This window comes from Streptomyces niger, assembly GCF_000718305.1.
Lineage (GTDB): Bacteria > Actinomycetota > Actinomycetes > Streptomycetales > Streptomycetaceae > Streptomyces > Streptomyces niger.
Window position 1 is genome coordinate 216,799 of the sequence record NZ_JOFQ01000017.1, and the last position, 15,750, is coordinate 232,548.

15 protein-coding genes and 1 pseudogene are annotated in these 15,750 nt (G+C 72.7%); 4 read left to right on the forward strand and 12 right to left on the reverse strand.

What is annotated here, in order from left to right; all coding sequences use genetic code 11:
• The first annotated feature begins 149 nt into the window (after positions 1–149).
• On the forward strand, positions 150–1,007 hold the full coding sequence (locus tag IF20_RS28440; protein ID WP_052868213.1) for a 3-hydroxybutyryl-CoA dehydrogenase: 858 nt from the start codon (positions 150–152) through the stop codon (positions 1,005–1,007).
• A gap of 488 nt (positions 1,008–1,495) precedes the next feature.
• A complete protein-coding gene (locus tag IF20_RS28445; protein ID WP_052868214.1) occupies positions 1,496–1,753 on the forward strand; it encodes a hypothetical protein in 258 nt (85 codons plus the stop codon).
• A gap of 67 nt (positions 1,754–1,820) precedes the next feature.
• On the opposite strand, the gene IF20_RS28450 is transcribed toward IF20_RS28445, so the two are convergent.
• From IF20_RS28450 to infC, 10 genes and pseudogenes are all read right to left on the reverse strand, one after another.
• A complete protein-coding gene (locus IF20_RS28450) occupies positions 1,821–2,351 on the reverse strand; it encodes an NUDIX hydrolase (protein WP_052868215.1) in 531 nt (176 codons plus the stop codon).
• Positions 2,352–2,401: 50 nt separating this feature from the next.
• The gene (locus IF20_RS28455; RefSeq protein WP_052868216.1) at positions 2,402–3,739 is read right to left on the reverse strand and encodes a hypothetical protein; all 1,338 of its coding nucleotides are present in this window, start codon (positions 3,737–3,739) and stop codon (positions 2,402–2,404) included.
• 72 nt (positions 3,740–3,811) lie between these two features.
• Positions 3,812–5,125, reverse strand: a complete 1,314-nt coding sequence (locus IF20_RS28460; protein WP_110944618.1) for a PP2C family protein-serine/threonine phosphatase — start codon at positions 5,123–5,125, stop codon at positions 3,812–3,814.
• A gap of 256 nt (positions 5,126–5,381) precedes the next feature.
• On the reverse strand, positions 5,382–7,907 hold the full coding sequence (pheT, locus tag IF20_RS28465; RefSeq protein ID WP_052868217.1) for a phenylalanine--tRNA ligase subunit beta: 2,526 nt from the start codon (positions 7,905–7,907) through the stop codon (positions 5,382–5,384).
• Positions 7,907–9,034: a phenylalanine--tRNA ligase subunit alpha gene (gene pheS, locus IF20_RS28470; protein ID WP_052868218.1), complete on the reverse strand. Its 1,128-nt coding sequence runs from the start codon at positions 9,032–9,034 to the stop codon at positions 7,907–7,909. Before pheS ends, pheT begins: the two co-directional genes overlap by 1 nt.
• Positions 9,035–9,174: 140 nt before the next feature.
• A complete protein-coding gene (locus IF20_RS28475; protein WP_052868219.1) occupies positions 9,175–10,335 on the reverse strand; it encodes a sensor histidine kinase in 1,161 nt (386 codons plus the stop codon).
• Between the two features lie 38 nt (positions 10,336–10,373).
• Complete coding sequence (locus tag IF20_RS28480; RefSeq protein WP_052868220.1) at positions 10,374–11,228, reverse strand: TrmH family RNA methyltransferase; 855 nt, start codon at positions 11,226–11,228, stop codon at positions 10,374–10,376.
• A gap of 117 nt (positions 11,229–11,345) precedes the next feature.
• The gene (gene rplT, locus IF20_RS28485; protein WP_052868221.1) at positions 11,346–11,729 is read right to left on the reverse strand and encodes a 50S ribosomal protein L20; all 384 of its coding nucleotides are present in this window, start codon (positions 11,727–11,729) and stop codon (positions 11,346–11,348) included.
• A 101-nt stretch (positions 11,730–11,830) separates the two neighbouring features.
• Positions 11,831–12,025: a 50S ribosomal protein L35 gene (gene rpmI / locus IF20_RS28490; RefSeq protein WP_030251934.1), complete on the reverse strand. Its 195-nt coding sequence runs from the start codon at positions 12,023–12,025 to the stop codon at positions 11,831–11,833.
• A gap of 124 nt (positions 12,026–12,149) precedes the next feature.
• Positions 12,150–12,799 (reverse strand): annotated as a pseudogene (infC, locus tag IF20_RS28495) (translation initiation factor IF-3).
• A 441-nt stretch (positions 12,800–13,240) separates the two neighbouring features.
• On the opposite strand from infC, the gene IF20_RS28500 reads away from it, so the two are divergent.
• Positions 13,241–13,630, forward strand: coding sequence for a DUF1844 domain-containing protein (locus tag IF20_RS28500; RefSeq protein ID WP_052868223.1), 390 nt, complete (start codon positions 13,241–13,243; stop codon positions 13,628–13,630).
• A 103-nt stretch (positions 13,631–13,733) separates the two neighbouring features.
• On the opposite strand, the gene IF20_RS28505 is transcribed toward IF20_RS28500, so the two are convergent.
• Positions 13,734–14,480, reverse strand: a complete 747-nt coding sequence (locus tag IF20_RS28505) for an MIP family channel protein (RefSeq protein WP_052868240.1) — start codon at positions 14,478–14,480, stop codon at positions 13,734–13,736.
• A gap of 87 nt (positions 14,481–14,567) precedes the next feature.
• On the opposite strand from IF20_RS28505, the gene IF20_RS38240 reads away from it, so the two are divergent.
• Complete coding sequence (locus IF20_RS38240) at positions 14,568–14,777, forward strand: hypothetical protein (RefSeq protein ID WP_110944620.1); 210 nt, start codon at positions 14,568–14,570, stop codon at positions 14,775–14,777.
• Here the strand turns inward: IF20_RS38240 and IF20_RS28510 are convergent.
• The gene (locus IF20_RS28510; protein ID WP_052868224.1) at positions 14,767–15,501 is read right to left on the reverse strand and encodes an SseB family protein; all 735 of its coding nucleotides are present in this window, start codon (positions 15,499–15,501) and stop codon (positions 14,767–14,769) included. The genes IF20_RS38240 and IF20_RS28510 overlap by 11 nt on opposite strands.
• Positions 15,502–15,750 lie beyond the last annotated feature (249 nt).

Sequence of the window (15,750 nt, forward strand, 5' to 3'; positions counted from 1 at the left end):
CCAATCCGTCCGGTAAATGAGGCTCTCCACGCTCAGAATGCCCGCCCCGCCCGCCCCGGCGCACCAGCGCGCGGAGTAACGTCGGGGCCGAGGCGGGCGTCGGACCCTTACGGCTCCCGCCGGTCCCGAAGATCAGCGAAAGGCACGATGTGACCGACATCGAACGCGTCGGAGTGGTCGGCTGCGGCCAAATGGGCGCCGGCATCGCGGAGGTATGTGCCCGGTCCGGCCTGGAGGTCATGGTCGCCGAGACCACCGGCGAGGCCCTGGAGATCGGCCGCACCCGCCTGACCAATTCGCTCGGCAAGGCCGCCGAACGCGGCAAGATCACTGCCGCCGAGCGCGACGCGACGCTCGACCGCCTCAGCTTCACGACCGACCTGGGCGAGTTCGCCGACCGGGACCTGGTCATCGAGGCCGTCGTGGAGAACGAGCAGGTCAAGACCGAGATCTTCCAGGTCCTGGACCAGGTGGTGACGCGTCCGGACGCGATCCTCGCCTCCAACACCTCCTCCATCCCGCTGGTGAAGCTGGCCGTCGCGACCGCCCGCCCCGAGCAGGTCATCGGCATCCACTTCTTCAACCCGGCCCCGGTGCAGAAGCTGGTCGAGCTCATCCCCGCGCTCACCACCGGCGAGGAGACGATCAAGCGCGCCGAGGCGCTGGTCCAGAACCACCTCGGCAAGCACGCCATCCGCGCCCAGGACCGCTCCGGCTTCGTCGTCAACGCGCTCCTGATCCCCTACCTCCTCTCCGCGATCCGGATGTTCGAGTCGGGCATCGCCAGCCGCGAGGACATCGACAACGGCATGGAGCTCGGCTGCGCCCACCCGATGGGTCCGCTGAAGCTGTCCGACCTGATCGGCCTCGACACCGTCGCCTCGGTCGCCGACTCGATGTACGAGGAGTTCAAGGAGCCGCTGTACGCCGCTCCCCCGCTGCTCCAGCGGATGGTCGACGCGGGCCGCCTGGGCCGCAAGACCGGCTCGGGCTTCTACCCGTACTGAGAGCCCGGCCCATGTACTGAAGGGCCCGGCCCATGTACTGAAAGGGCCCGCGGCCCACGCGCGCACCGGCCCGTGCCGCTCCTTCTCTCACGGAGCGGCACGGGCCGTCGTCGTTCCACGGGGGCGCCGGACGGCGTCTGAAGGCGTGGGCCGTCCGGCCGTCCGCCGCCGCTCGGGGGAAGGACGGCGGTCGGACACCGCCGGCGGGGCGCCCGGTCCGCCGGCTGGTGCCCCCGTGGCGTCTCAGAGTCAACTCCACCGCCGCCGTGCGCGGCACCGTGTGAACCGCCCTGATTCGGGTGTGCGGTTCACACCCCGTGTGCGGCCCGCACACCCCCGCCGGTGGCGTCGGCTCCACCGGATTCACACGGGGTGTGCGACGTTGACACGCATATTCCTCCCGCACACTCTCCCGTCCCTCTCCCCAAAGGAGTTCACTGTCAGTAGCAAGAAAAACACCGAGTATCGAGAGGAATGAGGAGCGGACCGTGACCGCCCACCCAGAAACCGATCCAGTGACCAGCGACGTGGCGGAGCTCAGACGCTGCTGTGACGTGCGCACGGCTCGCGTCGACGGCCAGCTCGCGCTGCTCGCCCAGCGCACCGAGCAGTACGAGCGCGAGGCGGACGAACTGCACAGCAGGCTCACCCGCATCGAACACGGACGGTGGCCGCTGCCGTCCGTCGCCGCACTCACCGGGATCGCGGCCCTGGCGGTCGCCGTGTGGCAGGTTCTGGCGCCCTGACCGTCGGCCGGGCCGGCCGCGCCAGTGGCGGCCGGCCCGGCCGGGGCGCTCAGCCCAGCCGGGAGGCTCAGCCCAGGCGGAGGTGGTGCAGCATCAGCAGCGCCGCCGCCATGTTGGCGGCCGGCACCTCACCCCGCGCCACCATGTCCGGCACCAGCTTGAGCGGGACCCACTCGCGCCGGTCGGACTCGAAGTCGTCCTCGGGGTGGCCGACGTACTCCGCCTCTTCGGACCAGTAGATGTGGTGCCGGGCGTCCGTGAGGCCGTTGGACGGCTCCACGGTCATCAGGTGCTGGAGGGGGCCGGGCCGCCAGCCCGTCTCCTCCTCCATCTCACGGGCGGCCGCGACGGCCACGTCCTCGCCGTCCTCGACCACCCCGGCGGCCAGCTCCCAGCCCCAGGCGTCGGTGATGAAGCGGTGCCGCCACAGCAGCAGCACCTCGTTGGCCTCGTTGACCACCGTGGCCACGGCCACCGCGCGCATACGGATCAGGTAGTGGTCCAGATGCCGCCCGTCCGGGAGTTCCACATCGGCGAGATTGACCCGGAACCAGCGGTTCTCGTACACGGTCTGCTCCTTGAGGTTCTGCCATCGCACGTGTCTGCCACCTTCCGCCGTAGAGATGGCACGTGGACACGAGCCATCCGTCAGAGCGGAACGCGCAACGCCTCGTCGATCAAGTCGGCCGCGGCGTCGGTGGCGCTGCTTCCGGTTTCGGCAAGGAGTTCGCGTACCGCCCGCAGGCGGTCCCGTAACCGCTGCGACTCCATGCCCCGTGCCAGCTCAGCCATTTGCGTCGCACTGGCCACGGCACGCTCGGTCTCTCCTTGTCTCAACTCGATGTGCGCGAGCATGGCCAGCCGGTGCACCCGTCCGCGGTCGTGCGCGGGGGTGTCGACGGCGGCGGTCGCCTGCTCCTGCGCGGCCCGGAGGTCCCCCAGGCTGAGCAGCGCCTCCGCCACCTGAACATTGACCAGGCCGGGCTGGACGTACCCCGTCTCGTCCGGCTCCTGGCCCGGCCGGATCCGCTCCGCCGCGGCCTCGGCCCGGCGGATGCAGGACAGCGCGCCCGTCCCGTCGCCCAGCCGTGCGTAGGCCTTCGCCTGCATCGCGTACAGGTCGGTGGCCAGCGCCGGGGTGATGTGCGGCCCCGCCGCGCGCAACGCCGCCTCGGCGAAGGCGACCGCCTGGCGGTACTCCCGGGTGAACAGCGACTGGTTCACCAGCAGGGCGATGATGTACGCGCCGAGCCCCCGGTCGCCGCTCGCCTTGGCCAGCCGGAGCGCCTGGTGGAAGTAGCGCTGCGCGAGCCCGAAAGCGTCCGAGTCGTACGCGCAGATGCCGGCCACGGCCACCAGGCCGCCGGTGGCCCGGTGCAGCTGGCGGCCGGTGGCGTCGGTGTAGCTGCCCCGCAGCAGCGGCGCCGCCTCGGTGTTGAGGAAGCCGACGATGCGCGACCTGGTCGCCACCCCGCCGGCCTTGCGGTACATCTGCTCGTAGTGCGTGCGCGCCGACCGCAGCATCTCGATGTCGGCCATGGACACCCTGGTCAGGCCGGAGCGCGAGACGTCGGAGTCCTCCGGCGGGTTCTCCCACTCCCAGACGGGCATGACGGCGGAGGTGCCGGTGAGCGCGGGCGCGCTGAGGACGTGCGGGCGCTGCTGCTCGTCGGAGCGCCACAGGGCGGTGGCCCGCTCGACGAAGCCGGAGAGCGGGGTGTCCGCGGCGCGGCGGGTGCCGGGCCGGCTCAGCCCTATGTCGTCCAGGCTGACCGGGCGGTGCAGCCGTTCGCTGAGGATCTCGCAGATCAGGTCGGGGACCTGGCCGCGCGGCCGCTGTCCTTTCAGCCAGCGGGCCACCGCGGTGTGTTCGTACCGCAGGGTCAGGCCGCGCCGGCGGCCCAGCTGGTTGATGTGCACGGCCAGACCGGCGTGCGAGATGCCCGCCTCGTCCAGGATCGCATCGAGCAGGGTGTTGGGCTCCATGGCCCCCTCCGGTCCGCGCCGTCGTCTGCGGCGGGCGCGCTTCGCCTCGTCTCCAGCGTAGGCAGGGGAAGTTCACACGGGGTGTGAACCGTGCTGCCCCCGTGGGACGTCCGGGGTACGCGGTGCCCCCTGGGCCGGGACGCGCGGCCCCTCGGCGAGCGCGGCGCGAGGGCGGCCCGGGGCGAGGGCCAGCAGGGCGACGTCGTCGGTCAGCCGGCCCGCCGCGTGCCGCACGATCCGGTCGCGTACGGCCGTGACCAGCGCACGCGGGGCGGGCGCCACCTCCCCGGACAGGTAGGCGCGCAGCTCCGTTTCGAGCGGGAAGAAGGCACCGTCGGCGTCGCGGGCGTCCTCCGCACCGTCCGTGTAGAGCAACAGCCCTTCGCCGTCGGCCAGTCGGCCGGCCAGCGGCCGGAGCCGGTCCGGCAGCGGGAACAGGCCCAGCGGCGGCAACGGGTCGTCCTCGGCGACCGGTTCGGCCACGCCACTGCTGAACCGATACGGCCAGGGATGACCGCAGTTCAGCGCCGTGAACTCGCCACTCGGCGCGAGCTGGAGCACCAGCACCGTGACGAACTCCTCCGCCGCCGGGCCGCCCGCCGCCGCCCCCTCCGGCACCGCGCCCCCGGACGCCGGATGTTCGGCGCGGGCCCGCTCGGCGAGGTGCCGGGCCAGCGTGCGGTCCAGCCGGCGCAGCACGCCCGACAGCGCCGGCTCGTCGTGCACGGCCTCCCGGAAGCAGCCGAGCATGACCGAGACCGTGCCGATCGCCGCAAGGCCGTGGCCGCGTACGTCGCCGATGACCACCCGCAGGCCGTACCGCGTCACCACCGCGTCGTACAGGTCTCCGCCGATCAACGCGCCCTCGCCCGCGGAGAGATGGCCGGCGGCGACCCGGACGGAGCCGAGCCGCTCCGGCAGCGGGCGCAGCACCAGCCGCTGCGCCGCCTCCGCCACGTCACGGGTGCGGTCCAGCTCGCGGAGCAGCCGGGCGCGGCGGCCGGCCGTCAGATAGCTGGCCGCGACCACGGTGAGGACGGCGGCGCAGGTGGCCAGCCGGGTGGCGGGCGGGTCGATCCCGCTGCCCGGGCCGAACGGCACCAGCGCCAGCAGGGCGCACACCCCGCCGAGCAGCACGCACTCCCGGCGGCCGGAACCCGCGCAGGCGATGGCCGGGGCCGCGGCGAGGAGCTGGAGCGGCCGGCCGTCACCGGGGCCGGCCAGCTCCCAGGCGAGGACGCCGGCCACCCAGAGGCCGGGCAGCACCAGGACGAAGAGCCGGCGGGCGAAGCCGCGGAACGTCTCGCCCTCCACCGCCGGCAGGGGGCGCCACGCCGGAACGCAGCGGCGGATCCGGCCGCACCGCCGCGCCCACGTGCGGATCATCCGGGTCCCCCTCGCCGTACCGTCGCGTGCTCGTCCGCCTGCGCCCCTCGTCCGCCCGCCCGGCGCCGCGGCGTACGCGCCCTCACGGCGTGATCGATTCTGGCCACACACGGTGGCGACCTCGCCACCCACCGCTCCCCTCTCACCCGAACGAGTGAGGTGTGGCGTTGACGTCACCCGACCGGGCCCCGGCACGGAAAAGCGGGTGGCGGTACCGGTCGGAACCGGTGCCGCCACCCGCTCGGGGTGGGCTCGCTCAGCCGCGCAGGCTCGCGCCCGTCCGCTCGACGGCCGCCGCCACCGCGGCGTCCCGGGCCGCGGAGGCCTCGTCGGCCTTCAGGGTGCGGTCCGGGGCGCGGAAACGCAGCGCGTACGCCAGCGACTTCTTGCCCTCGCCGACCTGCTCGCCGGTGAAGACGTCGAACAGCCGCAGGTCCTCCAGCAGCTCACCGGCGCCGGACCGCAGCGCGTCCTCGACGTCGGCGGCCGGGACCGCGGAGTCGACGATCAGCGCGACGTCCTGGGTGGCGACCGGGAAGGTGGAGATCCGCGGCGCGGGGACCGTGCCGCCGCCGGCCCGCTCCAGGCGGTCCAGGTCGATCTCCATCGCGCAGGTGCGCTCCGGCAGGCCGAGCGCCTTGATGACGCGCGGGTGCAGCTCACCGGCGTTGCCGACGAGCACCTCCGCACCGTCCACGACGGCGAGCAGCGCGGCGCACCGGCCCGGGTGCCAGGGCGCGTGCTGGTCCTGGCGGACGATCAGCTCCACGCCTGCCTCACGGGCCACGACACGGCCCGCCTCGACGGCGTCCGCCCAGGTCGCCGGGCGGCCCTTGCCCCACCAGCCGGCCTGCTCGCGGGCGCCCGCGAGGACCACGGCGGCGCGGCGCGGCTGCTCGGGCAGTGCACCGTTCAGCGCGGCGATCTCCGCGTCCGTCGGACGGCGGTCGACGGGCAGCCGGGCGGCCGGCTTCTCGTCGCCGGTCGGCCGGAAGACCAGGCCCGTCTCGAAGAGCGCCAGGTCGTGCGAGCCGCGGCCGTCGTTGCGGCGCAGCGCGGACAGCAGGCCCGGGAGCAGCGTCGTACGGAGCGCGGGCTCCTCGTCGGAGAGCGGGTTGACCAGCTTGACCGTGCGGCGGCGCGGGTCGTCCGCCTCGATGCCGAGCTGGTCCAGGACCGTCTCGCCGATGAAGGGGTAGTTCAGCGCCTCGACATACCCGGCCCCTGCCAGCGCGCGGCCGGCCCGGCGGTGCAGCCGCTGCCGCTCGGTCAGGCCGGTGCCCGCGGGCGGTGTCGGCAGCGTGGCGGGCAGGTTCTCGTAGCCCTCCAGCCGGATGACCTCTTCGGCGAGGTCGTTCGGGTCGGTCAGGTCCGGCCGCCACGACGGCACCGTGACCATGAGCTCGTCCTGGCCGTACACGTCGCAGCCCACCTGCTGCAGGCGGCGGACGACGGTCTCGCGGCCGTACGCCACGCCCGCGACCTTGTCCGGGTGGTCCGCCGGGATGGTGATCGTGTGCGGCCCGCTGGGCGCCACGATCTCCGTCACGCCGGCCTCGGCGGTGCCGCCCGCGAGCAGTACGAGCAGGTCGACGGTCCGCTGGGCCGCGGCGGACGCGGCCTCGGGGTCGACGCCGCGCTCGAAGCGCTTGGACGCCTCGGAGGACAGCTTGTGGCGACGGGCCGTGCGCGCGATGGTCAGCGCGTTGAAGTGCGCGGCCTCGATGACGACCTCGGTCGTGCCCCGCACCTCACCGGTCTCGGGGTCGGCCGCGTGGTCGGCGATCTCGGTGTTGGCGCCGCCCATGACGCCCGCCAGGCCGATCGGCCCGCGGTTGTCGGTGATGACCAGGTCCTCGGCGTCCAGCACGCGCTTGGTGCCGTCGAGGGTGACGATCTCCTCGCCGGGCTCGGCGCGGCGCACCCCGATCGTGCCCTCGATGAGGGAACGGTCGTAGGCGTGCAGCGGCTGGCCCAGCTCCAGCATCACGTAGTTGGTGACGTCCACGGCCAGCGAGATCGGCCGCATGCCGGCCTTCTGCAGGCGGCGCTGGAGCCAGATCGGCGAGCGCGCCTCCGGCTGCAGGCCGACGACCGTACGGGCCGTGAAGCGGTCACAGCCGATCGGGTCGGAGACCTTGACCGGGTAGCCGTAGCTGTTCGGCGGCGGCACGTCCAGCAGCGCCGGGTCGCGCAGCGGCAGGCCGTACGCGGTGCCGGTCTCGCGGGCGACGCCGCGCATCGAGAGGCAGTAGCCGCGGTCGGGCGTGACCGCGATGTCCAGGACCTCGTCGACCAGCTGCAGCAGCTCGATGGCGTCGGTGCCGACCTCGACCTCGGGCGGCAGCACGATGATGCCGCCGCTGCCGTCGTCGCCCATGCCCAGCTCGTCGCCGGAGCAGATCATGCCGTGCGAGACCTTGCCGTACGTCTTGCGCGCGGCGATCTTGAAGTCGCCGGGCAGGGTGGCGCCCGGGAGGACCACGACGACCTTGTCGCCGACGGCGAAGTTGCGGGCGCCGCAGACGATCTCCTGCGGCTCGCCCGTGCCGTTGGCCTGGCCGACGTCGACCGTGCAGAAGCGGATCGGCTTCTTGAAGCCCTCCAGCTCCTCGATCGTGAGCACCTGGCCGACGACCAGCGGGCCCTCGATGCCGGCGCCCAGCTGCTCGACGGTCTCCACCTCCAAACCGGAGGCAATCAGCTTGGCCTGCACGTCACGACCGGTCTCACCGGCCGGCAGGTCGACGTACTCCCGCAGCCAAGAAAGCGGGACCCGCATCAGATCTCCATCCCGAAAGGCCGGGTGAAGCGCACGTCACCCTCGACCATGTCTCGCATGTCCTCGACGTTGTGGCGGAACATCAGCATCCGCTCGATGCCGAACCCGAAGGCGAATCCGCTGTACTTCTCCGGGTCGACGCCGCAGGCCGTCAGCACCCGCGGGTTGACCATGCCGCAGCCGCCCAGCTCGATCCAGCCCTCGCTGGAGCAGGTGCGGCAGGGCGCGTCCGGGTTGCCGACGGACGCGCCGCGGCACACGTAGCACACCATGTCCATCTCGGCGGACGGCTCGGTGAACGGGAAGTAGTTCGGGCGCAGCCGGGTCTCCATGCCCTCGCCGAACAGCGCCCGGACCATGTGGTCCAGCGTGCCCTTGAGGTCCGCCATGGTCAGGCCCTCGTCGATGGCGAGCAGCTCGACCTGGTTGAAGACCGGGGTGTGCGTCGCGTCCAGCTCGTCGGTGCGGTAGACGCGGCCCGGGCAGATCACGTACAGCGGGGGCTCGCGGTCCAGCATCGAGCGGATCTGCACCGGCGAGGTGTGCGTGCGCAGCACCACACCGGTCTGCTTCTCGTCGCCGTCGGCGGCCGACTCGACGAAGAAGGTGTCCTGCATCGTGCGGGCCGGGTGGTCCGGGGCGATGTTCAGCGCGTCGAAGTTCAGCCACTCCGACTCCACCTCGGGGCCCTCGGCGACGGAGTAGCCCATCGCCACGAAGACGTCCTCGATGCGCTCCGAGAGCGTGGTGAGCGGGTGCCGGGCGCCGGTCTGCACACGGTCGTACGGCAGCGTGACGTCCACCGCCTCCTCGACCAGCACGCGGGCGTCCCGCTCGGCCTCCAGCTCCTCCTGGCGGGCCTTGAGGGCCTGGTTCACCCGGCCACGGGCCTGGCCGACGCGCTTGCCGGCGTCCGCCTTGGCCTGCGGGGGCAGGGCGCCGATCTCCCGGTTGGCGAGCGCGAGCGGCGAGGTCCCGCCGGTGTGCGCGGTCTTCGCCTGGGCGAGCTCGTCGAGGTCCTTCGCGGCGGCGAACGCGGCGAGTGCCTCGCCCTGCATCCGCTCGATCTCTTCCGGTTTCAGGGCCTCGACCTCAACAGGGTCGTACGACTTGTTCGGTGCCGACATCTCTTCCCGTGCTTCCGATGGTCTTGGCGCGCGGCTTGCCCCCGACGCTTGAGTGCCAAAGGTGCCAAAGGTCAAGTCTAAGGGGCGCCGCGGCCACGCCTCACCGGCGCCCCGATCGGAACTGCGCCCGTCGGACCCGGTCAGGCCATGAAGGCCGGGGTGCCGACGGGCAGGCTAAATCGGAACTGCGCGCCGCCGGCCGGGGCCCGGCCGACCGTGATCGTGCCGCCGTGCGCCTCGACGATGCCCTTGACGATGTACAGCCCCAGGCCGGTGCCGCCGCGTTTGCTGCCCCGCCAGAAGCGGGTGAAGACGCGGTTCATCGAATCCTCCGGGATGCCGGGGCCCTCGTCGCTCACCGTGACGGTCGTCCCGGTGCTCGTCCGCTCGGGCGGAGCGGGCGCCGAGGGCGCCACCTCGATTGTGACCGTCCCCTCGCCGTGGCGCACCGCGTTTTCCAGCAGGTTGCCCAGCACCTGGTCGACCTTGTCCGGATCTGCCCACAACTCGGGCAGCGGCTCCAGCATCCGGATCAGGAAGCGGTCGGGCCGCTGCCCCGCCGTCGTCTGCGCCTGGACGTGCCGCCGTACCGCCGCGATCATGTCGACCCGCTGCCGGCGGACCTCCAGGCGTCCGGAGTCGATCCGCGAGATGTCCAGCAGCTCCGCGATCAGCCGGGTGACGCGGTTGGCGTCCGCGTCGACGGTCTCCAGCATCAGCCGCTTCTGGTCGTCGGTGAACCGCTCCCACTTCTGCAGCAGCGTCGCCGTGAAGCCCTTCACGGACGTCAGCGGCGACCGCAGCTCGTGCGCGACGGTCGCGATCAGCTCGGCGTGGCTCAGCTCCGTACGGCGGCGCGCCTCGGTGCCACGCAGCGTGACGACCAGGCGGCGCACCGGTCCGGTCGGCCGGCTGCGCACGTACCGCGCGGAGACCAGCAGCTCCCGCCCGCCGAGCAGCAGGTTGCGCTCCGGCTGGCCGGTACGGATGGCCAGCCCGCCGTACGGATCGGTGAGCTGCCACCAGCGGCGGCCCTCCATGTCCTGGAGCGGCAGGGCGTCGTCCAGGGGCTGCCCGAGCGCGTCGGCGGGGTCCACGGCCGTCAGCCGCGCGGCGGCGACGTTGAAGCAGACCACCCGGCCCGTCTCGTCGGCCACCACGAGGCCGTCGGGGAGCTCGTCCGGATCCAGCCCGTCGGCCGTGGCGGCCGGGTTGTACGGGAGCGGAGGGTTCTCGCCGGGATCACCCGAGAGACAGATGTCCACGACGGATGTCCGTGTGCCGGAAGTCCTCACATTCATCCCGCTACCCCCTCCCGGGATCTGGGCACGCAACCCTACTAGCCCGCGGCGGTGGAGCGGCACCCTCCGGCCGACCGCTGGGCACGCGCGGAGGCGTACAGGCACACTGCGGCGGCGGTCGCGAGGTTCAGGCTCTCGGCCTTCCCGTGGATGGGCACCCGGACCACCGCGTCGGCCAGCGCCCGGGTCTCCGCCGGCAGCCCCCAGGCCTCGTTGCCGAAGACCCAGGCCGTCGGGGAGCCCATGGTGCCCGCGTCCAGCTCGGCGTCCAGGTCGTCGGCGCCCGCGCCGTCCGCGGCCAGGATGCGCACGCCCGCGCCCCGCAGGCCCTCGACGACCCGCTCGACCGGCACGCCCACCGCCACCGGGAGGTGGAAGATCGATCCGACGGAGGCCCGTACGGACTTGGGGTTGTACAGGTCCACGGAGGCGTCGGTGAGGACGACGGCGTCGGCGCCCGCGGCGTCCGCGCAGCGCAGCACCGTACCGGCGTTCCCGGGGTCGCGGACGTTGGCCAGCACCGCGACCAGCTGGGGGCGGGCGGCCAGGATCTCCTCGAAGGGCGAGTCCAGGAAACGGCAGACGCCGACCAGGCCCTGCGGGGTGACCGTCTGCGAGAGGTCGGCGATGGTGTCGTCGTCGGCGAGCAGCACCCGCACCCCGGCGTCCCGGGCGGCGGCCACGATGCCCTCGTGGCGCTCGGCGGCCTCGGGCGTGGCGAAGACCTCGATCAGCGTCGGCTCGCCGCCGCTGCTGTGCCGTACGGCCTCTCTGACCGCCTGCGGGCCCTCGGCGATGAACCGGCGCTCCTTGCCGCGGAAGTTGCGGCGGGCCAGCCGCCGCGCTGCGGCGACGCGTGCGGAACGCGGGGAGATCAGCTCGGGGGTGCCCATGGGCGGCGGCTCACTTCTGCGGGACGTGCGTACGGAGGGGGTACCGGGGGTGCAAACGGCGGCGGACCCGCAGGCCGGGGCCTACGGGTCCGCGCGACGACTGCCTCAGGCTGTGGTTCAGGCAGCCTTGGGAGCGTTCACGTCGCTCGGCAGCGCCTTCTGCGCCACCTCGACCAGCGCGGCGAACGCGTTCTGGTCGTTGACCGCGAGGTCGGCCAGGATCTTGCGGTCCACCTCGACGTTGGCGGCCTTCAGACCCTGGATGAAGCGGTTGTAGGTCATGCCGTTGGCGCGGGCAGCGGCGTTGATGCGCTGGATCCACAGCTGACGGAAGTCGCCCTTGCGCTTCTTGCGGTCGTTGTAGTTGTAGACGAGGGAGTGGGTGACCTGCTCCTTCGCCTTGCGGTACAGACGCGACCGCTGGCCGCGGTAGCCGCTGGCCTGCTCGAGGATCGCCCGGCGCTTCTTGTGGGCGTTGACTGCCCGCTTGACGCGTGCCACTTGTTAACTCCTTGTAGCGGGGCCGTGGTGGTCGGCACACGGCCCGGTTCGATTCTGGTCCCGGTCTCGGTCGCGCGCCGCCTTGTCAGGGGCGCGGCGACTCACTTGCCGAGAAGCTTCTTGATCTTCTTGGCGTCGCCCGGGGCCATCTCGGCGTTGCCGGTGAGGCGACGCGTCAGCTTGGACGACTTGTGCTCGAGCAGGTGGCGCTTGCCGGCGCGCTCGCGGAGCACCTTGCCGGAGCCCGTGATCTTGAAGCGCTTGCTGGAGCCGCTGTGCGTCTTGTTCTTCGGCATGCGCCGTTCTCTCCTCGTCAGTGGCGCTCCCGCCGGCCGGTGGGCCGGCATACGGGAGCGTCAGATGTCTCGATTGGTGTCCGGGGCGGTGACCCCGGCGCTCTCCGGGGCGTGGGCCCCTGGATCACGCCTCGGCGGGCTCCTCGGCGGCCTGCTCCTGCTCGGCAGGGGCACCACCCTGGCGCTCCGCCTTGCGGGCGGCCTGCGCCTCGCGGGCCTCGGCCATCGCCTCGGTCTTCTTCTTGTGCGGACCGAGGACCATGATCATGTTCCGGCCGTCCTGCTTCGGGTTCGACTCGACGAAACCGAGGTCCTGGACGTCCTCCGCGAGCCGCTGCAGCAGCCGGAAGCCGAGCTCCGGGCGGGACTGCTCGCGACCACGGAACATGATCGTGATCTTGACCTTGTCACCCTGCTTGAGGAACCGGACGACGTGACCCTTCTTGGTGTCATAGTCGTGCGGGTCGATCTTCGGCCGGAGCTTCATCTCCTTGATGACCGTGTGCGCCTGGTTCTTGCGCGCCTCACGGGCCTTCATGGCCGACTCGTACTTGAACTTTCCGTAGTCCATGAGCTTGCAGACCGGCGGACGGGCGTTCGCCGCCACCTCGACCAGGTCGAGGTCGTACTCCTGCGCAAGCTCCAGGGCCTTGGCAAGCGGCACAATGCCGACCTGCTCGCCACTGGGACCGACGAGTCGCACCTCGGGGACGCGAATCCGGTCGTTGATGCGGGGCTCGGCGCTGATGGATCCTCCTCGGTTTAGCACCACACGACCGCCTGGCGGACAGCCGCGTAACGTCTGTTCGGTGTGACCATCTCGCCGAAAGCACGAAAAACGCCCCGGACGGGACACAGGCGGGGCTCCTCAAAAGATCGGGGAGCACCGCCGCGAATCACCGCGGGGCGCAGCCTGACCGTTGACCCGCCTGCCCTGAGGGCTGGAATCGGGTGGGAGATCGGAGCCTCCACTTGTGGGCCGGGCACATAGATGACCGGCCGGTCGCAGTCAATGGTACACGACCCGGGCGTGCCCTGTACCGGCCGTACGCGCGTACGGCCGGTACGTGTACGCGGGCCCTTCCGGTTCAGGGCCCGGTTCGTACCGGTACGAGGTGCCCCATGCGCGGGCGGGCGGGCGCGGGCGCCTAGTCTGTGGGCAGCGCACCGGCCGCACGGAGCGGGCGCACCGATCGTACGGACAGATAGAGAGCCATGAGCGACGCCACCCCTCCCCCCTCCGACCCCGCGGCAGCGCAGGGCGCGCAGCCCGCGGACTTCGACGCGATGACCCGCGACATCGCCGACGTGCCGGCCGTCGAGGTGATCACCACGGTCGCGGTGCACCTGATGAGCTCGGCCGCGGTCAACCTCGGCCTCGCCGAGGACGGCGAGCAGCACAAGGACCTGGACGAGGCGCGCAAGCTGATCCAGGCGCTGGCCGGGCTGGTCACCGCCAGCGCCACGGAGATCGGCTCGTACCACGCCGCGCCGCTCCGGGACGGGCTGAAGTCGCTGCAGCTGGCGTTCCGCGAGGCGTCGGTCGTGCCGGACGAGCCGGGCCAGGGGCCCGGCGAGAAGTACACGGGGCCGGTGTTCGGTTGAGTGGTGCGCCGTGCGCTGCGCGGCGTGATGCCGTATGACAGTGGCCCCCCGATCCTGATGGATCGGGGGGCCACTGTCGTGTCCCGTGCGGCACGTCCTACGGTCAGAGCGCCGCGCGTTCGTCCGCCGGGGGCTCCTGTTCGGCCGGGGGCCGCAGCGGGCTGTACGGGGTGTGCGTGAGCCGGTGCGCCAGGGCCGCCAGCACGCCGCCGATCAGCGGCGCGACGATGAACAGCCACAGCTGCGAGAGCGCCCCGCCGCCCGCGAAGAGCGCCGGGCCGAAGGACCGGGCCGGGTTCACGGACGTACCGGTGAGCGGGATGCCGATGAGGTGGATGGTGGCCAGCGCGATACCGATGGCCAGGCCGTCGAAGCCGACCAGGGCCACCTTGTGGGTGACCGCGAGGACCACGAAGACCAGCAGGAACGTGAGCACGATCTCGGCGACGAACGCACCGCCGAGGTTGATGTGCACCGCCGAGCGGTCGCCGAAGCCGTTGCTGCCGAAGGCGCCGTCGGTCTTCAGGCCCGGCACCTGCTTGGCCACCAGGAAGAGGATCGCGGCACCGACGATGCCGCCCAGCAGCTGGGCGATCCAGTACTCGACGGCCGTACGGAGGGTGATGCGGTGGGCGACGAGCATGCCGAGCGTCACCGCGGGGTTGACGTGGCAGCCCGAGATGGGGCCGAGCGCGTAGGCCAGGGCCAGCAGGGTGAAGCCGAAGGACAGGGCGATGCCGAAGGTCCCGATGTACTCCCCGGCCAGCACGGCAGCGCCGACCGCGAAGAACACCAGGAGCAGCGTGCCCAGGAACTCGGATACGACCGAGCGGGTCTCCGGGGTGTCCATGTAGGGGCCTTCCTCGAAGGGATCTTGCACCTGGTGCGATTCTGCGTCGGCCGCGGTGTTGGCGCCTGTCGGCGGGGGCCGACGGGGGTGCGGGGGCCCGCGCTGCGGGCCGGTGCGGTGCGGGGGCCCGCGCTGCGGGCCGGTGCGGTGCGGGCCGGTGCGGTGCGGGCCGGTGCGGTGCGGGCCGGTGCGGTGCGGGCCGGTGCGGTGCGGGCCGGTGCGGGCCGGTGGGTGCTGGTCAGGAAGGCGTGGGTGCTGCACGGGCCCTGTGCGGGCCGGTGGGGATTCAGCGCGTGAACAGCGGCTCGCCCTGGGGAGCCGAGTCCGGGTGGAGCAAGGCCAGGTCGAGGCCGCGTACGAGGCGTTCGCGGAGGACCGCGTCCGTGGCCAGCGCGTTGGCCACGCGTTGGGCGACCTCGCCGGCCGGGGCGTTCGGGACGAGGCCGAGGGCCAGCGTGGCATCCGTGTCGGCGGACGGCGCCAGATGGGCGACCCGGACGCCGGGCTCCGCCGCCAGTACGGCCCGCAGCGCTTCGGTGACGCGGGGGTCCGCGAGCGGGTCGGCGCTGGTCCGGCCCTCGGCGAGGGCGCGCAGGGCCGCGCCGGTCAGCGGGTACGTCACGGGGCCCGCGAGGTCGATCACCACGGTGTCGGCCTTCTCGTGGGCCGCGGCGAGCAGCGCCTGCTCCAGCGGAACGGCGACCGGACGGGCGTCCGGGCGCCAGCGGTGCAGGGTGTCCATGGACGTGAAGGCGGGCAGCGCGCGGCGGCCGTCCGGGGCCTGGAGGGTCGGCACGGCCATGTCGCTGGTCTTCTCGCGCTGGAGCCCGTCCGGGCCGGTCTCCACCTCTCCCAGCAGGGCGACCACCGGTACGAGCAGCCGTGTGCCGCGGAGAGCGGCGAGGAGGCGGGGCTCGGCGGTGCGGTCCGCGGACCAGGCGGCGAGGGCGGCCGTCAGTTCGGGGTCGGCGGTGCCGTTGTCGTCGGAGAAGCCGGGGTCGGGGATGTTCTTCAGGTCCACGGGGCGAGCCTATCCGCTGCGCTGGGCCCGGTCCGAAGGGGGCGCTTGCGGTCGTTGGCGGGTGCGGTTCGCTGCCGCGGGGGGGGGTGCCCGGACTGTGCCGGGTGCGGTCGTTGCCGGGTGCTCCGCCGTTTCGCCTGCGGCGCGGTGCCGCTGCGCGGGGCTTGGCGTCACGGGGTCGGTCCTCCGCGGCAGGGGGTCCGGACTGCTTCGCTTTACGTCCGGACCCCCTACCGCTGCGGCCCGCCC